Source organism: Microcoleus sp. FACHB-672, from assembly GCF_014695725.1.
GTDB lineage: Bacteria > Cyanobacteriota > Cyanobacteriia > Cyanobacteriales > Oscillatoriaceae > FACHB-68.
The window spans coordinates 427,007-441,380 of sequence record NZ_JACJOU010000033.1 but is presented as its reverse complement, the minus strand read 5'-3'; the positions used below and the strand labels follow the sequence as shown (position 1 = coordinate 441,380).

Genomic DNA, 14,374 nt, shown 5'->3' with positions numbered 1-14,374 from the left:
TGAATGTCTGGCTCAACAGGAGAACGTCCGTTTTCGGACATTATTACCAGTGTCCGCTATTGGGTGATTCATAGTATCACCATCCCCATGCTGTTTGTCGCCGGCTGGTTGTTTGTGAGTACAGGTTTGGCTTACGACGTATTCGGTACGCCTCGGCCTAATGAGTATTTCACCCAAACTCGCCAGGAATTGCCAATTGTGCAAGACCGCTTTGAGTCGAAGCAACAAATTGATCAATTTATCAATAAGTAGTTCCTAACGGAGTTCTAAATTATGACGACCAATCGAGCAAACGAGCCTGTTTCTTATCCCATTTTTACGGTTCGCTGGCTGGCAGTGCATACCCTAGGAGTGCCCACGATCTTCTTTTTGGGCGCGATCGCCGCCATGCAATTTATTCAACGATAGGAGTAATTTCTCATGCCGACTCGCTCTCCCAACCCGAATAATCAGCCGGTAGAATTAAACCGGACATCCCTGTACTTGGGCCTGTTACTGATTTTTTGCCTGGGTATCTTGTTTTCCAGTTATTTCTTTAACTAACTGGCGATAAATCTCGATTTTTCGATTTAATGATCTAACGATCTTCAGCTGTGTTTTTAATGGAGAGGTAAAAGCTGTGTCTGAAAGTGGCAGAATTCCTTTGTGGGTTGTCGCAACCGTCGCCGGCCTGGGTGTGATTACGATTGTAGGTATTTTCTTCTATGGTGCCTACGCCGGATTAGGTTCCTCTTTGTAGTATTTCGCTTTTGTTTAGTGAATAAGGGCGGGTGTGATCGAGAGAGTTGGTCTGTCTGCGAGGAAAGATTAACCGCTCTCACCGGCCTTAAAATAGTTAGTTTTTTCTGCTACTAATCACTGAGCGATTGTAAAAGAACCGCCTACCTAACTTTAGATAGGCGGCTTTTTCATCCTTAGGCAAATTTAATAGGTGCTGAGGCGTTGCTGAGTCAATGTATTTCTAGCCGGCAAGATGCTGGCATCTTGCCGGCTAGAACAATTACAACCTATTTAGGATTACTATGTACATCCTCACGTCAGGATACTAATAGAGGTAGACCTTTTCGATCTCTAAAGAATTCTATACTTATAGAAATTGATAATCTGTGAAGTACGGAACCCGGAGGTCAAAGACTGATGCTTAAAGACTCCTCAATTATTAGCGCATCTCCTGAAATTATGGGCGGTACCCCAGTTTTTGCTGGTACTAGGGTTCCCATACAGACGCTTTTAGACTATCTTAAAGCCGGAGAATCAATTGACGATTTTTTAGATGGATTTCCAACTGTAACCAGAGAGCAGGTCATTGCTTTGTTGGAAGAAGCAGGGAAACAGCTTGTGGGCATGGGGGCATAGCATGAGGCTCCTTTTGGATGAGTGTATTGACCGCAAACTTGCGAGAGAGTTTGTTGGGTATGAGGTGAAAACGGTTCCACAGATGGGATGGGGCGGAGTCAAAAATGGTCAACTTCTGGCCCTTGCTGAAGCAGAGTTTGATGTTTTCATAACAGTTGATCGCAACTTGTCGTTTCAACAGAATCTGCCACAGTTCAATATTGCGGTAATTGTTCTGCAAGCATCATCCAATCGTTTAGGGGATCTGAAATCTTTAGCACCAAAAGTTTTAGCTATTTTACCTACGGCAGCTAAAGGACAAGCTACGACAGTAAGTGCCTAAACATAAAGGCCGGCACTCAATTGCCTACAGTACACTACGCGAACGGATTCCTGATAAGGTGCGGATAGGTTAAGGTCGTGTGTATGGGAGTGATTTACACATACTGGAGCCGAACAAATGGCTAATGCTTGAGCATAAAAGGTTTTTGAGTCTTTACGCCAATTGTTCACCAATTAAGCTCATAGTCTAACGGCTAGTATCATCGGCGGTGACAAGACTGAAACGAAGCTATGAGTCACTAATCCGTCCGGTGCCTACGTTTGTTAGGCACTACTGTCAGAGTAAGAATACGGTAATGACTGCACGCAATCATACTGCCTCAATATCAGACGCCAGTGTACCGAAGAGAGATTTCACAAACGTTAGAGCCTCTTTGTTGTCCAATAATAGTTTCCGTACAGCCTCCTCATACTGTTCACGGTTTTGGAATCTAAGCTCCTTTGCAATCTTGTCTAGAGCAGGTGTTTCACGAACTGGATATTGTGAAATGATTACTGCCAGATTGGCATCATTAAGTAAATTTTCTAATCGGTCACGTTCTCTTGTGACATACTCAGGCACATTGATGGAAACATTGATGGGTGTCCCAGCACTAATGTCTGTTTTTTTAGGCAGTTGCCGAAAAAACTCCTCACGAATTGCCTTTTCAGCAGTTTGCTCACTCAGGCGTTGAATATGTGGATTGATTGCCTGAATTGCAGCAGTTTTAGCATTATCAAGGTATGTGGAAGAAGCACCTCCGATAACACTTGCATGGCGCTGTGCAATAAGGTCTTGAATATGTGGATGGTAATATATCGACTCAACTGAGAAGACTGAAAGGGCGTATATGCCCTTCTCCTTAAGCCGATTAATGTCAGTTTCTGGCCGCCGATCATTATCAACAATACCAAAAGCATGAACCCAGTGAAGATTAGCAGAGTCCCGGATGCTAGAAACAGTATGTTCAACATCTCGACAGTTTGATTTGGCAACAATGGATACATTTGGAAACACTAGACTGTAAAGCGGCTTATCAAGACTTCGCTCAGTGCCTTCAATAAACAGAATCTTTCTACGCGCACCAAGGATATCCTTCTTGATGTCATCATCAATCTCAGTTTCGGGAAGAACAAGATCTGCGTCCCAACCACTTACAGAAGACCCAGTGTAGGTGCAGCCCCGAATCAGCAATGTACGTGAGCTAGGATTGTCGAGGGGCAGCATCACATCATGTGTAGATACGATGAATGCACAATCATCTCGCTTAAAGAGCAAAAGTGTCAGAAGTGGTGAAATGATGGAGCGTTGAAGGTGACGCTCTGGCTCATCAATTAGCACTAAAGTACCACTTTTAACAGTCAGTACGTTCGCCGCGATTAATAAAGCATTACGTTCACCATCCGAAAGTTCCGCAATGCTGTAAGGAGAACTTCCAGATTTAGTTGCAACTATCTGATTGTTTTCACCTATAGATATCGTAATAGTAATATTTGAAAGACGTAAAACCTCGTTGATAATCTGTATAGGAGTATCTTTGTTTGAAAGAGTTTTTGCCAGTTTAATATCGCTACGGACTGCATCAGCAATTGAGCGAGCACGTACATTTTCAGCATCAATGATATCATAAATTGCAATAGTTGCACGGTGTTCCGAGTAATGATCTTTCCAGCGCGACTCTGGAGTGGTATCTATGCTTCGGATATTGGATTCAAAGCTTCGCTTTTGCTGGGGCGATAAATCTATTTCACTAGAAGAAAACCAAGTTTGGCGATGTGCCGATATTCGTCGCGCATTGGCATGATGAGGGTTATATAACTGTTGCATTATGCTGGACTTACCAGTACCGTTGGCACCCAGAACGAACAGGGTTTCCCCCATGTTGATAGTGAGATTGAGTAGCTCACCAGTAGAGCGAGGTATAGCCAAATTGAAGGACATGATTGCTTGACCGTTTAGAGTTTTGTCATTTTAGACCAAATAAAGTCGAAAGAGGATGGCAGTGCTTTACTAACTACCTAACTATTAGTTGTGTCGCCATTGCAACAGAACATCCCATTACAGCCTATAAAATAACAAACATTTAATCTGTAAACTTACGCTTTTCCATCGGCTCCACCCAAAATGTACAAAAACCTGATAAAGCTGACCTTCCGGCTACTTCCAGAGTTACTCTCAAACGCTTGACATCCTTTTTACATTTTTTTCGGGGAAACTTCCCCAAAAGCGCTATTCGCCCTTTGCAAAGCGTGTGCCGGCACCTGAATCAAATCTGCTGCAACCCAAAGTCAGCAACAGAATACCCCCAGCTAAACTCTGTCTGACTAAGGGGCTTTTTATCTAAAACTATTAAAATTCAACACTTTTGTACCAAAACTAATGCCCAATGCCCCATGCCCAATTTTAATGCTGCTGCCAATATTTATAAACAGCATAGGCTAAAGTAACAACGCCGGTAACAATTGCCGATTCATCTACTTCAAATAGGGGATGATGTAAAGGGTAATTATGTTTATCTGGATAACCAACACCTAACCGAAACATCGTGCCTGGGGCGTGTTCCAAATACATCGAAAAATCTTCGGCACCGAGGGAAGGTTCGGGTAGAATTTGGACGTGAGTGCAACCCCAGGCTTCTAGGGCGGCTGACTCTACGATTTGAGTGAGAATCGGATCGTTTTGCACCGAAGGCACTCCCCGCCTATAGTTGAGCTGGTAGCGTGCCCCAAAAGCGCTACAAACATTGGCGACAATCCGCTCGATCCAAGCCGGCAAATCAGCGCGAGTTTCTGGATGAAGCGAGCGCACGGTTCCCAGCAATTTCACCTGATCGGCAATGACATTCGGTGCTCTGCCGCCGGAAATTTGGCCAATGGTTAACACGAGGGGGCGCAAAGGATTTTGGGTGCGGCTAATGGCTTGTTGCAAGGTGGTAATCACTTGGGAGGCAATCCAAATCGCGTCAACCGCCTCATGGGGACGCGCCCCGTGCCCAGATTCGCCGATAATGATTAGCTCAATATCATCGGCGGCGGCTGTCAATGCACCATGCCGAATTCCTACTGAACCGGCAGGAATTGAGGGAAAAACGTGCAGGCTGAAAATACTGGTGACGTTTTCCATCACCCCATCTTTCACCATCCACTCGGCACCTTGGGCGATTTCTTCCGCCGGCTGAAATAAAAAGCGCACGGTTCCTGGCAGATGAATTCCGAGTTGAGATAGCACCATTGCGGTTCCTAAACCAACGGTTGTATGCACATCGTGACCACAGGCGTGCATAATTCCCGACTGGCGAGAGGCATAATCTAAGCCGGTGCGTTCGATAATCGGCAATGCGTCCATATCTGTCCGAATCGCTAGCAGCCGGTTATCTGTGCCCTCACCTTGCAGTTCCCCAACCACGCCGGTTTTTCCGACGGCTTCTCGCACATGGATGCCGCAGGAGGAGAGCACGCCGGCAACATAAGCCGCTGTTTGGTATTCTTGACCACTTAGTTCTGGATGAGAGTGGATGTGCCGCCGAATTTCAATGAGGCGAGGTGCTAAGGTTTTTGCTAAGTCTTTAATTTGTGAGAGCATTTTTATTTAACTGTGGAGTTTTGAGTTATGAGTTTAACGGTTTAACTCATAATTCGGCTACCAATCGGGCTTGCCGGATGGGATCAAGCCGCAGAAATTTGGCCGGCATTTATAAGTGTGGCAGGATGCCGGTTCTACTGATGAATAGATTTATATTGATTTATTAACCGCAGATAAACGCAGATTCAGCACTATTTCCCTCTCCCACTGAGCACTAAGCACTTACTGCGCCGGCGCTATGACGAATAAAATATCTGACTGTTCTTTTTCTGGAGTGGCGGAATTGCTACCACTGAAGCTGCGGATCATTCCTAAACCTTGTTTGATAAAACGGGATGACTCGCTGTCGTCGAGCGGAAAGAACGTGTAAATAAATGAAAGTGTAGCGCCCCAGTTGAGATAAAAGTAGCCTTCATTCGGGCGTGGGAAAGATTCTGTAGCAGTTTGGAAGATGTAGGAGTTGGCGAGAGGCTGACTCGGTTCGGGGGTTAGCAAGCTCATCGGGCCGCTGCCGCTGGTGAGGATGAGGGTGTTGTCATCTGCCCAGCGGTAAGCAAAAAAGCTTTGAGGCGCTTTTCCTGGCATGGGAGCTTCCCAACTGGTAAGGGGGGACGATCCCTCCCGACGGGTAATGCTGACGGTGCTACCCGATGATGTTGTTACAGATTCTTCCAGCTGGTTTAACATTCTCTCGGCGGCGGGGCGATCACTGGTTTGGATCATCAATCCCATTCCGAGCTTGAACGCTGGAGCGGCTTGGGGAAATAATCCTTGAGCGCTAGGGAAGAAAAATAAGGAGAATTCGCCATCCATCCAAGAGATAATATCTTCTTCGAGATCCAGCCCAGTCACGCTGCGGATGCCGTCTCTGAATATATCTAGAAATGATTGTCCTTCTTCACCATATAGCTTTACCATTCTGCTCCACTGCTTTTGGAAATTGCGGCTGCTGCTTGACATATAAGTGGAGGCGGGTAATTTTGCCAGAATTCCATCGCCATTGGGTGTGAGTTCTGTGGCGTTTTCTGGGTTGGGAGTGGTGTAATAAGCAGCAGATTGAGCGCGAATTCCTTCGGGTTGCACCCAAACAAAGCCTTCTAAAGTGTCGTAAGTTTCTGCTAGGTTTTTTAGCAAAGCTGTGTAGAATTCGCCTGAAGGTAGAGGCAAAGGGAGGCTTCCCTCTGGGGGTGTGGGAAGGCTGACGGTGGGGACAATCTGGGCGGCGGAAGCAATATTGCTATATCCCACCATTAATGAGGTTGAAAACTGCGGGTGCTTGAGGGTGCGCTGAAACTTTGCGGCTTCGGCGAGGGGTTTGATACCGGCTTGAGAATCGATAAATTGTTCGATGGCTTTGCCGGTGGTGGATGTTGCGAAATATCCGGGTAAGACGGCTATTGCTAAACCGGCTCTCCCAAGGGGTACGGGTTCTGGGACTTCCTCCGGTTCACTCGGCTCACTTCCGACTGCGATTTGCTGGCTTTGCGCCGGCAGAAATCGCGCTAAAGGCAGGGGTAAAGTACTGCTGGGTAAAAATCGACTGAAGAACGATAAGGATTGGGGTGGATTCGTTGCCGGTGGCGACTGTTCTCCCTCCGGCGATGGGGTTGGTGCCGGCAACTCTTCTTCCGGAAGTGTTTCCGGTGATTCTGTCGGGAGAGGTGCTTCTACCGGCTCCTCTAAAACCGGGGGTTCTTGTGCCGGCCACTCTAAAATTGTAACCCCATTGTACTCACGCTCAATCGGGGGTTCCGCCTGAGTTTCTCTAACTTTGGCGACATAGGCATTAACACCTTCCACATCTGTCACCGACGCAACCGTTAGAGTGCTGTCGGCAAAATTGGGCAATTCTCCCTCTGTCGGTGGTTGGGGGATCATCAGTGCGACGGCGGCCCATTCGCCCACCCAAGGTTGGACATCTGCGGAAAAGTTAGTCCCTGCCGGCAATAGAGGTAGAAAACCTGGCCCAGAAAGCTCGAAGGGCAGGGGATTAAATCGATTTAAGGTGCCCCAGTTGTCTTTGGTGGTATTGAGTAGCAGTACACCGACGATATCCGCCGGCAAGACTTTTGTTACGGCAGGCGCAGGGATGGCGGGTTCTTCGAGGGCTGCCGGTTGAGCGAGGGCTGCGGTTGGGCCAATTACCAGAACTGAAAGCAGAGGTAATGCAATGCGCTGTAACAAAGTCTGTACTCTCCCGATGAATGACAACTAGGGATGGGTTTTAGGGGGAAGCATTCGGGGAATCATGAGCCGGTTAAGCCTAAAAAGTGATCACCGAATGCTTTATTAAACCAAAAGTATAGATTTTGTGTCTACGACAATTAATCGCAAACGCTGGTTCTTTCTAGTTTGCCATTCACAAAATAAAAAAGATCCGAACAATACGCAAGGGTGCTGACTTCTAAATTTGTTGGCAACCCGTTTTCAGCGGTGTCTAGCGCCCGCCACAATTCTATTGCTGGTTGCGCTTCAAAGTTTTTTCGTTCGGGTGTTCCAGCTTTAAGGGGAAAGCTATCTCGCTGGGCTGGGCCACTTTCTCCTGCCGGCTTGAAGTTCATGGAGGTGTAAACAAGGCCATCTTCTGATTTGGTTGTCGGTTGGAAGGTTTTGACGACTGCGGTGCCTAACTTGCCGGTGCCGCGATTTACTAGCAGCTCAAACCGAAAGTTTGATGTTTTGGGATCGACTAGCAACAGGGCGTATTCCTTAGCTCCATCGTTGTTAAAGTCAGCTGTGAAGATGCTACAAGTGAAATTCCCTTCAGTTTGCCCGTCATACTCGCGAATAGACGTGACAAAGTCGGCTTCTTGCGCCAGTCGGTAATTTTCTAGCTTCTCTTTGAGGGCTTCGGGGAGTTGTCCTTGACACTGGATATCAGGCAGTTGGGGTGGCGCTGCTGCCGGTCCAACGTCTTTAGTGCGGTAAGGGGGTTGGCGACAAGCTACTAGCAGCAGCAACATCAGTGCCGACAGGGAAATCTTTTTGAGCATCTTTGCAGGGTGAAATCAACCAAAAATAAACTATCAAACTGGCATGAAGCCCAGACGCAAAGAAAATGGCGGCTGTGGCAGGACAGGCACCCATCAAACTTAACTTTAGCTCAACAAGTGAGGTGGGCAATACCCAACGACTCTCTGAGAAAATCGGATTTCTACTTTGGCACGCCGGCAGTCAAAATTTCCTGCCCATTTGATGTTACTAAAACATCATCTTCTATGCGAATGCCAATACCACGCCACCGGCTCTCAACTTCAGGTTGTCCTTCTGCCGGTTTAATATTGGGGTTAATATAAATTCCCGGTTCAACTGTTAGCACTTGTCCGGGTTGCAATGTTTGCGCTTGCTCCCCATGTTGATAAACACCGGCATCATGGACATCTAACCCTAACCAGTGTCCTGTGCGGTGCATATAGAATGGTTTGTATTTCTCCTCTTTGATAATTTCCTCTATATCACCATCTAGCAATCCTAATTCCAGCAATCCTTCTACGATCACTCGCACGGCTGCATCGTGCATTTGATTCCAAGGATTTCCTGGTTTAACTTGTTCCATCGCTTGCGATTGTGCTTCTAATACAATCTCATAAATTGCCCGTTGTTCGGAGGTAAATTTGCCGCTAACTGGAAATGTGCGGGTAATATCGGCGTTGTAGTAACCGTAAGCGCAGCCGGCATCTATGAGGAGTAAATCATTCTCTTGTAGCTGCCGGTTATTTTCGATATAATGCAGAACACACGCATTTTCGCCTGAGGCAACAATTGAGGGATAAGCCGGCCCGTTGCCACCCCGCAAACGAAAAATGTGTTCCATTTCTGCCTGAATTTCGTATTCATAGCGTCCTGGTTTCGCAATTTCTCGTGCATAGTTATGCGCTTCAATCGAAATCACCGCAGCTTTTCGCATCAAATCTAATTCGGCAGGGCTTTTAATCTGCCGCATTGCGTGTAAAATAGGGCTTGGATCTTCAATCGCAATTGGCCCTTTTCCGCGCTTGGGATACATCCCCATGAAGCGCTGCCAGTGTTTAAGAATTGTTTCATTAAAACCGCGATCTCGCCCTAAACGATAATAAATTCTGTCTGAATCTTGTATATACTTAGGCAGTTTTTCTTCTAATTCGGCGATGGGATATGCCTCATCCGCGCCATAAAGTTCTTTTGCGCCTTCGACGCCGGCACGATATCCCGTCCATATTTCTTTCTCCGGATCTTTCGCTTGTACGAATAACACAAACTTGTGTTCTTCGTGATGGGGGGCTAAAACTAGAACGGCTTCCGGTTCATTAAACCCTGTTAAATAGAAAAAATCACTTTCCTGCCGGTAAACATATTCCACATCATTGTGCATCACGGCTGTTGGTGCACTGCGAAAGATTGCAGTGCCGGTGCCTATCTTCGCCATCAACTGCTCACGACGCTGCCGGTATTCTGCTTGCATAACGACTCATATTTTTCAACTTCTTGTGATATCTTAACCTTTGTATCGCCCTAAATAAGACAGGCAATTAAAAAATTGCCAAGGCTTGATAAAATTTTCTTTTCCCTTTCTTTACCAATTTCCTAATGGCTCAACCCGTAGCAGCACCCTCTACTGCACAATTCCAAAATAACTCTAATCACTTAGATGCACTTCAAGCGCTTCGAGGATTTGCTTGTTTAGCGATTGTGATTTTTCATTGTGCTGCGCCTAGAAATGCGATCATTTATAAAAATTATGATTTTAGTTGGCTGTTATTCAGCCACGGAATTGTAGCTGTTTGGATTTTTTTTGGGATTTCTGGGTACTTGATGGGGAAAGTTTTTTATACAGAGCGTTACACCACAGATGTTTCTGGGGTGCTGAGTTTTTGGCGCAATCGACTGTTAAGAATTTGTCCGCTTTATTATTTTGCCCTTTTAATTTCATGTATATTTGTTTACCCAGTCATTCTCAAGTTAGAAAATTGGGGTTCTTTGGTAAGAATTCTAACATTTACTTACAACCAAGTTTTACCGCCGGCAGACTTTAATATTACTTTTTGGGCAATTTCATCAGAAGTGCAGTTTTACGTAATTGTGCCGTTTATTTATAATTTATTTAGATACCGCTTGTTAAACAAAAAGCAAATTTTACTGGCTGCTGGCGCAATTATTGCTTTATCCTTCTTTTTGAGGCTGGGAGTTTGGATTGCGTTAAAAGATTCCTTGCAAACAAAAAGTTTTTATTATTATAAGTATACTTACAACCCGCTTTTCACAAATTTAGATATTTTTTTGTTAGGGTTTTTAGTCAATCCCTGGATTCACTGTCAAAAACAAGCCAGTTCCAATTTATTAATTTTACCTAAATTAAGAAAAAAACTGAGATTGCATCGATTACCTTTAAAAACGATAGCCATTGGGTTAATAATTTTCCTGTATTTATTTACCGCTCATCATATTTACTTTCAAGAACTTTGGAGACTGCCAGGGCGAGGTGGCGGGATCAGAACTTCTACCTTCTTTTTTGTGTTGCCGGTTTTAACGGCTGTTATCACCTCTTTTTTCATTTATGCCTTTGAGTATGGGAATTCTTACTGGACATTTCAAAATAACGAAAAACTTTCATTTTATGCTTGCTTGAAAAATCCTTTAAGAATTTTAGAAATTTTCGGTCATTTATCCTATGGTGTTTATATCTGGCACACACCCATTAATAAAAATATCGCCCCAATTTTTACCTCAGAGATTCCCATTGAAGCATTTTATTCAAGATTAACGGCAACGCTGATTTTATCCACCGTACTTGCAGCAGTTACCTACTCTCTCGTAGAAATTCCTGCCGGCAGACTGAAAACTTATAAAAAACCCTAAAAAAATAGTGAGTTTCTCTGATCAGAACAAAAAAACATCCAACCGCTTAGATGCACTGCTTTCGCTGCGAGGGTTTGCCTGCTTAATGGTTGTCATCGCCCACTGCGATCCACCCAGAGCCTCAATATATTATCAAAATTATGATTTTAGTTGGTTACTTTTCAGCGCCGGCGGCGTCGCAGTTCGGATTTTCTTTTGTCTATCTGGCTATTTGATGGGGAAAGCTTTTTACACGGATCGTTACTCAACAGATGTGCCGGGATTAATTAAATTTTGCCGTAACAGAGCGCTGAGAATTTTTCCACTTTACTATTTTATCGTATTCATTTTAATTTTATTTGTTTACCCTGAACTTTTAAAACATGAAAATTGGGGTTATTTAGTTAGAATTTGCACCTTTACTTACAATCAAGCTTTACCCGTAACCTTTAACGGTGCGTTTTGGTCGTTGTCAACAGAAGTTCAATTTTATTTACTTATCCCGTTTATATTTACTTATTTCAAGCCTCGCTTAATCAGTCAAAATAAAATCTTAGGGAGTATTTTTATAACGCTCATTTTCTCTTTTGCTTTAAGATATACAATCTGGATCATTATCGTTGCTCAATCTCAAGCGCCAGAAGCTCAATCTGCTGATTTTGTTAGATATATTTACACACCATTAGTAACGAACTTAGATTCGTTCTTGTGTGGATTTTTCATTAATGCTTTAATTTATAGTGAAAAAAATGCTCAAAATTTTTCAGAAAAAGTGGATTTCAGAAGTTATTTAAAAACCATCAAAATCCCAATCGCAGTTATTTTGATGATTCTCTTGTATTTATTAACTGCTTATTGCAAATATTATAATCAAAAACTTTTATTATTTATTGCGCCGGCTCTAAGTGCATCACTCACATCTTTTTTTATCTTTACCTTTGAATCTGGCAGAAATTATCAAGAATTTTATATCAATGAAAAGCTTTCATTCAAAGCTTGCTTAAGAAATCCCTTGAGAGTATTTGAAGTTTTTGGAAACTTATCTTATGGGGTTTATCTGTGGCATCTTCCCATTATTGCCAATTTCAACCCGATTTTTACGTCTGAAATTCCCCTAGAAGCCTATTTTAAAAGATTGGGAGCAACCCTAATCGCTTCAGGATTGCTCGCCACCGTCACTTATTACTTTGTGGAAACACCGGCAGTTAAATTTAAAACTTATAAAAAGTCTTAAATCTCACAGATGCCGGCGATTCTTTTAGACTTGCCTAAAAGTTATAACTTAAAACTGAAATAACTGAACCCGTTGCCGGTAAATCTGCCGAACTGATTGTCATCGTATCGCTGCTAATCCTGCGAATTGAAGCTTCAGTCATCAAGCCTAAAAATTCTTCTATGGCCACAAGATCGCAACTATTCGCATCAGCCGCTTGGGTGCGATAATGGGTCGGAATTACCATTTTGGGATTAAGCGCGAGCATCGCCTGCTTGGCTTCTTGAGGCGTGTAAGCTTTAGGCCCACCCCCCACCGGCAGCAACAGTAAATCGGGGCGTGCTAAGAGGATTTTTTGCTCTACACTGATGGGTGATGCTGCACCTCCCAAGTGTAAAATATTAATTCCTCCTTGAGTCCAGCGCCAAGCTGTATTCGTACCAAATCGCCGGCCACCCTCACGATCATGAGGGGTTTGAATGCCTTGAACTTGGTTGCCATTGAGCTGATAAACCCCCGATTCATACAGCAAGCGAGGGTCGCCGGGTAATTGCTCGGTTGCTCCTTCATCTAATAGCTGAGAGCTAATTAATACTAGATCAGAGCCAACATTAGGCGGACGATATCCTGCCGTGCAACCTTGAGTGCGGAAGGGATTTACTAAAACCTTTTGACCGGCACTCGTAAACAAAAAGCAAGTATGACCTAGCCATTGGACAGAAAGCGTGTCGTTGGTTTGAGCCTGATAGGTTTGCAATCCAGACGCTAAACCAGTTGCTAACGTCGCCAAAAAAACTGTCCGCGCATAGCGCATTAACTGTCGCCGCTTCATCATTAATTGCTAATTGTCGTGGGTGAGTTTGTAGTTTCTTAATTTGTCGTTGTCGTTTGTCAGTTGAAAATCATAGATAACAAATGACCAATGACAAATCATCGATGATTATGACAGCTGTTCGAGGAAATTTCGCAACAACTGTTTACCGGCATTCGTGAGAATACTTTCTGGATGAAATTGGACACCTTCGATGTGCGGATAGTTCCGGTGTCGCACACCCATAATCGTGCCATCATCGACCCAGGCGGTAATTTCCAGCACATCTGGACAACTCTGCCGGTCAATCACCAAACTATGATACCGGGTTGCGGTCATGGGTGTTTCCAATCCCCGGAAAACTCCGACGCCGGTGTGTGTCACCTGGGAAGTTTTGCCGTGCATTAACTCTGGGGCAGAGACAATGTTGCCCCCAAACACTTGACCGATGCTTTGATGGCCCAGACAAACGCCCAAAATTGGCATTGTCGGGCCAAGCTGTTCGATGGTTTCTACAGAAATACCGGCATCTTCCGGGCGACCTGGGCCAGGGGAAATCACGACTCCAGCCGCACCAGAGTTGCGAATTTCCTCTACAGAAATTTGGTCGTTGCGATAAACCTGAATTTCCGCAGCCACCGGCAATTCTATGCCGATTTCTCCAAGATACTGCACCAGGTTGTAGGTAAAGCTATCGTAGTTATCAATGACAATAATCAAAACTTGCACTCCTCTCGCAATTAGCTCATTGCTAATTCTTGAACCAAGGCTATGAGTGGCGGCAGCAAAATTGAGCCGGCCACGAGTATAGCGGCAAATGCTGCAACCAGCACTGCCCCAGCCGCACAGTCTTTGGCTATTTTAGCGAGGTCGTGGTAAGCCTGCTGAACCGTTAAGTCAACGACCGATTCAATTGCAGTATTTAACAATTCCATTGCCAATACTGCCCCAACTGTTAGACCGATAACGGCCATTTCCACTGCATTTCGATCTAAAAAAATACCCAAAGCAATGGCCAAACTGCCAATAATCACATGGATGCGAAAGTTGCGTTGAGTGCGGAAGGCGTAGTAAAGGCCGGCCCAAGCGTATTTAAAACTAATGAGTAAGTTTGGCGCAACCCGCCAGGCAAATTCCCGCTTGATTTTTCCCACCTGATTCGATTTGTTGACAGGCGGAGTGGAAATATCTTGGGGCATAGGCAGGGGAGTTGGAGGTAAAGGTTGGTCGCAAATAGAGTGGGCCGTTGCGGATGAGATGGGCCGTTCATTTAATTGCATAACGATTAAGCTTAACG

The 14,374-nt window shown here is 44.7% G+C and carries 17 protein-coding genes; 8 read left to right on the top strand and 9 right to left on the bottom strand.

The features are described 5' to 3' along the window. The first annotated feature begins 3 nt into the window (after positions 1 to 3). The 6 genes from psbE (at position 4) to H6F56_RS24975 (ending at position 1,678) form a co-directional block, all read left to right on the top strand. The gene (psbE, locus tag H6F56_RS25000; protein ID WP_190674553.1) at positions 4 to 252 is read left to right on the top strand and encodes a cytochrome b559 subunit alpha; all 249 of its coding nucleotides are present in this window, start codon (positions 4 to 6) and stop codon (positions 250 to 252) included. 21 nt (positions 253 to 273) lie between these two features. Beyond that, complete coding sequence (psbF, locus tag H6F56_RS24995) at positions 274 to 408, top strand: cytochrome b559 subunit beta (protein WP_190674550.1); 135 nt, start codon at positions 274 to 276, stop codon at positions 406 to 408. 12 nt (positions 409 to 420) lie between these two features. Continuing rightward, positions 421 to 543, top strand: coding sequence for a photosystem II reaction center protein L (locus tag H6F56_RS24990; RefSeq protein ID WP_190674547.1), 123 nt, complete (start codon positions 421 to 423; stop codon positions 541 to 543). A gap of 76 nt (positions 544 to 619) precedes the next feature. Continuing rightward, positions 620 to 739 carry a photosystem II reaction center protein J gene (locus H6F56_RS24985; RefSeq protein WP_190674544.1) on the top strand — a complete coding sequence of 40 codons (120 nt, stop codon included), beginning with the start codon at positions 620 to 622 and terminating at the stop codon, positions 737 to 739. Positions 740 to 1,137: 398 nt separating this feature from the next. Further along, positions 1,138 to 1,356 (top strand): DUF433 domain-containing protein, encoded by a 219-nt coding sequence (locus H6F56_RS24980; protein WP_190674541.1) that lies wholly within the window; start codon positions 1,138 to 1,140, stop codon positions 1,354 to 1,356. 1 nt (position 1,357) lies between these two features. Next, positions 1,358 to 1,678: a DUF5615 family PIN-like protein gene (locus H6F56_RS24975; protein WP_190674537.1), complete on the top strand. Its 321-nt coding sequence runs from the start codon at positions 1,358 to 1,360 to the stop codon at positions 1,676 to 1,678. A gap of 309 nt (positions 1,679 to 1,987) precedes the next feature. On the opposite strand, the gene H6F56_RS24970 is transcribed toward H6F56_RS24975, so the two are convergent. The 6 genes from H6F56_RS24970 to H6F56_RS24950 form a co-directional block, all read right to left on the bottom strand. Next, positions 1,988 to 3,598 (bottom strand): AAA family ATPase, encoded by a 1,611-nt coding sequence (locus H6F56_RS24970; protein ID WP_190674534.1) that lies wholly within the window; start codon positions 3,596 to 3,598, stop codon positions 1,988 to 1,990. A 142-nt stretch (positions 3,599 to 3,740) separates the two neighbouring features. Continuing rightward, entirely contained in the window at positions 3,741 to 3,881 is a 141-nt protein-coding gene (locus tag H6F56_RS27145; protein WP_309236633.1) for a DUF6753 family protein, read from the bottom strand. 179 nt (positions 3,882 to 4,060) lie between these two features. Next, positions 4,061 to 5,239: a M20 family metallopeptidase gene (locus H6F56_RS24965; protein WP_190674531.1), complete on the bottom strand. Its 1,179-nt coding sequence runs from the start codon at positions 5,237 to 5,239 to the stop codon at positions 4,061 to 4,063. 222 nt (positions 5,240 to 5,461) lie between these two features. Then, complete coding sequence (locus H6F56_RS24960) at positions 5,462 to 7,423, bottom strand: DUF3352 domain-containing protein (RefSeq protein ID WP_190674528.1); 1,962 nt, start codon at positions 7,421 to 7,423, stop codon at positions 5,462 to 5,464. Between the two features lie 140 nt (positions 7,424 to 7,563). Further along, on the bottom strand, positions 7,564 to 8,232 hold the full coding sequence (locus tag H6F56_RS24955; RefSeq protein ID WP_190674524.1) for a hypothetical protein: 669 nt from the start codon (positions 8,230 to 8,232) through the stop codon (positions 7,564 to 7,566). Between the two features lie 161 nt (positions 8,233 to 8,393). Beyond that, positions 8,394 to 9,680, bottom strand: a complete 1,287-nt coding sequence (locus H6F56_RS24950; RefSeq protein WP_190674520.1) for an aminopeptidase P N-terminal domain-containing protein — start codon at positions 9,678 to 9,680, stop codon at positions 8,394 to 8,396. Between the two features lie 125 nt (positions 9,681 to 9,805). On the opposite strand from H6F56_RS24950, the gene H6F56_RS24945 reads away from it, so the two are divergent. Both H6F56_RS24945 and H6F56_RS24940 read left to right on the top strand, forming a co-directional pair. After that, on the top strand, positions 9,806 to 11,074 hold the full coding sequence (locus tag H6F56_RS24945; RefSeq protein WP_190674516.1) for an acyltransferase family protein: 1,269 nt from the start codon (positions 9,806 to 9,808) through the stop codon (positions 11,072 to 11,074). A 7-nt stretch (positions 11,075 to 11,081) separates the two neighbouring features. After that, positions 11,082 to 12,287 (top strand): acyltransferase, encoded by a 1,206-nt coding sequence (locus tag H6F56_RS24940; RefSeq protein WP_309236632.1) that lies wholly within the window; start codon positions 11,082 to 11,084, stop codon positions 12,285 to 12,287. Between the two features lie 34 nt (positions 12,288 to 12,321). Here the strand turns inward: H6F56_RS24940 and H6F56_RS24935 are convergent, their stop codons facing one another. The 3 genes from H6F56_RS24935 to H6F56_RS24925 all read right to left on the bottom strand — a co-directional run bounded on the left by H6F56_RS24935 (position 12,322) and on the right by H6F56_RS24925 (position 14,357). Continuing rightward, the gene (locus H6F56_RS24935; RefSeq protein WP_190675051.1) at positions 12,322 to 13,098 is read right to left on the bottom strand and encodes an MBL fold metallo-hydrolase; all 777 of its coding nucleotides are present in this window, start codon (positions 13,096 to 13,098) and stop codon (positions 12,322 to 12,324) included. A gap of 108 nt (positions 13,099 to 13,206) precedes the next feature. Continuing rightward, positions 13,207 to 13,797 (bottom strand): anthranilate synthase component II, encoded by a 591-nt coding sequence (locus H6F56_RS24930; RefSeq protein ID WP_190674513.1) that lies wholly within the window; start codon positions 13,795 to 13,797, stop codon positions 13,207 to 13,209. Positions 13,798 to 13,817: 20 nt separating this feature from the next. Beyond that, on the bottom strand, positions 13,818 to 14,357 hold the full coding sequence (locus H6F56_RS24925) for a diacylglycerol kinase (protein ID WP_416361009.1): 540 nt from the start codon (positions 14,355 to 14,357) through the stop codon (positions 13,818 to 13,820). Positions 14,358 to 14,374 lie beyond the last annotated feature (17 nt).